Below are 5,393 nucleotides of genomic sequence, written 5' to 3'. Positions count from 1 at the left end.
TAATTTGTGTTCGGCGGTGTCCTACTTTTCCGCCCGGGTGGGGCAGTATCATTGGCGCTGGCAGGCTTAGCTTCCGGGTTCGGGATGGGTCCGGGCGTTTCCCTGCCGCTATTGACCGCCGTAACTCTATTCACTTTGTAGTGTCCCAGTTGGTGTTGGGAAGGGTGTTTTGGTGGTGGGGTGTGTTTGCGTGGTTGATACGCGTGGTGTGTGGTTGCGAGTGTGTGTAAGTTTTCGGCCGGTTAGTGCCAGTTCCCTGAACCCATTGCTGGGCGTGTAGGTCTGGTCTATCGATCCCGTGGTCTGCGGGGGGCCTTATCCCACTGAAATGGGTGAGAAGCCTGGTCTTGGAGGGGGTTTCCCGCTTAGATGCTTTCAGCGGTTATCCTGTCCGAACGTGGCTATCCAGCGGTGCCCCTGGTGGGACAACTGGTGTACCAGAGGTTCGTCCGTCCCGGTCCTCTCGTACTAGGGACAGGTTTCCTCAAGCTTCTGACGCGCGCGGCGGATAGAGACCGAACTGTCTCACGACGTTCTAAACCCAGCTCGCGTGCCGCTTTAATGGGCGAACAGCCCAACCCTTGGGACCTGCTCCAGCCCCAGGATGCGACGAGCCGACATCGAGGTGCCAAACCATCCCGTCGATATGGACTCTTGGGGAAGATCAGCCTGTTATCCCCGGGGTACCTTTTATCCGTTGAGCGACACCCCTTCCACTCGGGGGTGCCGGATCACTAGTCCCGACTTTCGTCCCTGCTTGACGTGTAGGTCTCGCAGTCAAGCTCCCTTGTGCACTTACACTCAACACCTGATTGCCATCCAGGTTGAGGGAACCTTTGGGCGCCTCCGTTACTTTTTAGGAGGCAACCGCCCCAGTTAAACTACCCGCCAGGCACTGTCCCTGAACCGGATAGACGGTTCGAGGTTAGAGGCCCAATACGATCAGAGTGGTATTTCAACAACGACTCCACCATCACTGGCGTGATGGTTTCATAGTCTCCCACCTATCCTACACAAACCGAATCGAGCACCAATACCAAGTTGTAGTGAAGGTCCCGGGGTCTTTTCGTCCTGCCGCGCGTAACGAGCATCTTTACTCGTAATGCAATTTCGCCGAGTCTATGGTTGAGACAGCTGAGAAGTCGTTACGCCATTCGTGCAGGTCGGAACTTACCCGACAAGGAATTTCGCTACCTTAGGATGGTTATAGTTACCACCGCCGTTTACTGGGGCTTAAATTCTCCGCTTCACCCTTGCGGGTTAACGGGTCCTCTTAACCTTCCAGCACCGGGCAGGCGTCAGTCCGTATACCTCGTCTTGCGACTTCGCACGGACCTGTGTTTTTAGTAAACAGTCGCTTCTCACTGGTTTGTGCCACCCCCTCCCGCTGCCGGCCGCGAAGGCCTTGACGGTGTGGGGGTCCCCCTTCTCCCGAAGTTACGGGGGCATTTTGCCGAGTTCCTTAACCATAGTTCACTCGTACGCCTTGGTATTCTCTACCTGACCACCTGTGTTGGTTTGGGGTACGGGCCGTGTATGCGCTCGCTAGAGGCTTTTCTCGACAGCATAGGATCACCGAATTCGCCTCACTCGGCTATGCATCACCTCTTAGGCCTATGAGTGACGGATTTGCCTATCACTCGCCCTACAGGTTTGCCCCAGTATTACCACTGACTGGTACGGCTACCTTCCTGCGTCACCCCATCGCTTGACTACTACCCACACGGGTCCCACGCAGCAGGTGACCCCCGCTCCCCGAAGGGATTGGTAGGCCACCGTTTGGGTGGTTAGCAGTATGGATTCATCAGGGACGCTCATACACGGGTACGGGAATATCAACCCGTTGTCCATCGACTACGCCTGTCGGCCTCGCCTTAGGTCCCGACTCACCCTGGGCGGACTGGCCTGGCCCAGGAACCCTTGGTCTTCCGGCGGGCAAGGTTCTCACTTGCCTTATCGCTACTCATGCCTGCATTCTCACTCCCACACCCTCCACCACTGAATCACTTCGTGGCTTCACCGGATGCAGGACGCTCCCCTACCCAACCCCATGACATGCATGGAATTGCCGCGGCTTCGGCGGTGTGCTTGAGCCCCGCTACATTATCGGCGCACAATCACTTGACCAGTGAGCTATTACGCACTCTTTCAAGGGTGGCTGCTTCTAAGCCAACCTCCTGGTTGTCTTTGCGACTGCACATCCTTTTCCACTTAGCACACGCTTAGGGGCCTTAGCCGGCGATCTGGGCTGTTTCCCTCTCGACGCACGGAGCTTATCCCCCGCCGTCTCACTGCCACGCTTTAACTTGTCGGCATTCGGAGTTTGGCTGACGTCAGTAACCTAGTAGGGCCCATCGGCCATCCAGTAGCTCTACCTCCAACAAGAAACACGCAACGCTGCACCTAAATGCATTTCGGGGAGAACCAGCTATCACGGAGTTTGATTGGCCTTTCACCCCTACCCACAGCTCATCCCCTCAGTCTTCAACCTAAGTGGGTTCGGGCCTCCACGCGGTCTTACCCGCGCTTCACCCTGGCCATGGGTAGATCACTCCGCTTCGGGTCCAGAACACACCACTACACACGCCACTATTGACGTGATACGCCCTATTCAGACTCGCTTTCGCTGCGGCTACCCCACACGGGTTAACCTCGCGACATGTCCCTGACTCGCAGGCTCATTCTTCAAAAGGCACGCCATCACCCCACCACAAAGTGGAGGGCTTTGACGGATTGTAGGCACACGGTTTCAGGTACTCTTTCACTCCCCTCCCGGGGTACTTTTCACCATTCCCTCACGGTACTGATCCGCTATCGGTCACTGAGAAGTATTCAGGCTTACCGGGTGGTCCCGGCAGATTCACAGCAGATTCCACGGGCCCGCTGCTACTCGGGGATCCTGCGACAACAGGCAACAAGTTTTCGGTTACGGGGCTCTCACCCACTACGGCAGACCATCCCAGGCCACTTCACCTAACCCACTGCTTTATCACTGCTGCTATCCACGGCGGTAGATAGAACACAGGCCCCACAACACCGCACACACAACCCCCGCCGGGTATCACATGCACACGGTTTAGCCATCTTCCGCTTTCGCTCGCCACTACTCACGGAATCACAATTGTTTTCTCTTCCTACGGGTACTGAGATGTTTCACTTCCCCGCGTTCCCCCCCAACGCCTATATATTCAGCGTTGGGTGACACGACATCACTCGTGCCGGGTTTCCCCATTCGGACATCCTCGGATCCACGCTCGGTTGACAGCTCCCCGAGGCATAACGCAGCCTCCCACGTCCTTCATCGGCTCCCAGTGCCAAGGCATCCACCATGCGCCCTTAAACACTTACACACAAAACAGATCAAAAAATATTCTCGGAAGAATAAAAAATTGCATTATCAACAACAAGCACCCCCACAAAAAAGGAGCCACCTGCTGCAGATGCTCGCAACCACTATCCACAAATCAAACACCACACCCCACCACCAAAGCAGGGCAACAACCAAACCTCCCACCACACACAGTGGCCAGGGAAAAACAGGCTTGTTGTCTCAAAGCCCAATAGTGTGTCCAATGATTCCTCAAAGCAGTGTTCCCACACCACTTCTCACGTTTGTTGTGCACCGGCCGAAACACCCACTACAGGCCCCGGCACTGATATCCCAACCGCGGCTGATCCCACAGGCGTGGGGGCGGGGGAAAAAATATGGTGCTCCTTAGAAAGGAGGTGATCCAGCCGCACCTTCCGGTACGGCTACCTTGTTACGACTTCGTCCCAATCGCCGATCCCACCTTCGACGGCTCCCTCCCACAAGGGGTTAGGCCACCGGCTTCGGGTGTTACCGACTTTCATGACGTGACGGGCGGTGTGTACAAGGCCCGGGAACGTATTCACCGCAGCGTTGCTGATCTGCGATTACTAGCGACTCCGACTTCACGGGGTCGAGTTGCAGACCCCGATCCGAACTGAGACCGGCTTTGAAAGGATTCGCTCCACCTCACGGCATCGCAGCCCTTTGTACCGGCCATTGTAGCATGTGTGAAGCCCTGGACATAAGGGGCATGATGACTTGACGTCATCCCCACCTTCCTCCGAGTTGACCCCGGCAGTCTCTCACGAGTCCCCGCCATAACGCGCTGGCAACATGAGACAAGGGTTGCGCTCGTTGCGGGACTTAACCCAACATCTCACGACACGAGCTGACGACAGCCATGCACCACCTGCACACAGGCCACAAGGGAACCGACATCTCTGCCAGCGTCCTGTGCATGTCAAACCCAGGTAAGGTTCTTCGCGTTGCATCGAATTAATCCACATGCTCCGCCGCTTGTGCGGGCCCCCGTCAATTTCTTTGAGTTTTAGCCTTGCGGCCGTACTCCCCAGGCGGGGTACTTAATGCGTTAGCTACGGCACGGATCCCAAGGAAGGAAACCCACACCTAGTACCCACCGTTTACGGCGTGGACTACCAGGGTATCTAATCCTGTTCGCTCCCCACGCTTTCGCTCCTCAGCGTCAGTTACTGCCCAGAGACCCGCCTTCGCCACCGGTGTTCCTCCTGATATCTGCGCATTCCACCGCTACACCAGGAATTCCAGTCTCCCCTGCAGTACTCAAGTCTGCCCGTATCGCCCGCACGCCCACAGTTAAGCTGTGAGTTTTCACGGACAACGCGACAAACCACCTACGAGCTCTTTACGCCCAGTAATTCCGGACAACGCTCGGACCCTACGTATTACCGCGGCTGCTGGCACGTAGTTGGCCGGTCCTTCTTCTGTGCCTACCGTCACTTACGCTTCGTCGGCACTGAAAGAGGTTTACAACCCGAAGGCCGTCATCCCCCACGCGGCGTCGCTGCATCAGGCTTGCGCCCATTGTGCAATATTCCCCACTGCTGCCTCCCGTAGGAGTCTGGGCCGTATCTCAGTCCCAGTGTGGCCGGTCACCCTCTCAGGCCGGCTACCCGTCGTCGCCTTGGTAAGCCATAACCTCACCAACAAGCTGATAGGCCGCGGGCCCATCCCACACCGCAAAAGCTTTCCCCCACCAGGCCATGCGACCAGCGAGGTATATCCGGTATTAGACCCAGTTTCCCAGGCTTATCCCAAAGTGCAGGGCAGATCACCCACGTGTTACTCACCCGTTCGCCACTCGAGTACCCCCGAAAGGGCCTTTCCGTTCGACTTGCATGTGTTAAGCACGCCGCCAGCGTTCGTCCTGAGCCAGAATCAAACTCTCCAAACAAAAAACGTTCAGAACAATCTGACCAAACAGACACCAAAAACTGGCATCAAAAAACACCACACCCACAAACGGGAAAACAGGGCATGGCAAAAAACAACAACAAACAAAAACCACCAAACACACTATTGAGTTCTCAAACAACACACCCGC

At 56.3% G+C, this 5,393-nt stretch carries 3 rRNA genes; all 3 read right to left on the bottom strand.

The features are described from left to right. Nucleotides 1–8: 8 nt before the first annotated feature. A 5S ribosomal RNA gene (rrf, locus tag AAHH99_RS17735) occupies nucleotides 9–123 on the bottom strand. A 99-nt stretch (nucleotides 124–222) separates the two neighbouring features. Further along, nucleotides 223–3,350, bottom strand: a 23S ribosomal RNA gene (locus tag AAHH99_RS17730). Between the two features lie 369 nt (nucleotides 3,351–3,719). Then, nucleotides 3,720–5,243: ribosomal RNA gene (locus tag AAHH99_RS17725) — 16S ribosomal RNA — on the bottom strand. Together the 16S, 23S and 5S rRNA genes form the textbook arrangement of a ribosomal RNA operon. Nucleotides 5,244–5,393 lie beyond the last annotated feature (150 nt).

Source organism: Mycobacterium neumannii, from assembly GCF_048452905.1.
GTDB classification, from domain to species: domain Bacteria; phylum Actinomycetota; class Actinomycetes; order Mycobacteriales; family Mycobacteriaceae; genus Mycobacterium; species Mycobacterium neumannii_B.
Note: the sequence above shows the minus strand (reverse complement) of the source record. Positions and strands in the feature narration are given on the sequence as shown.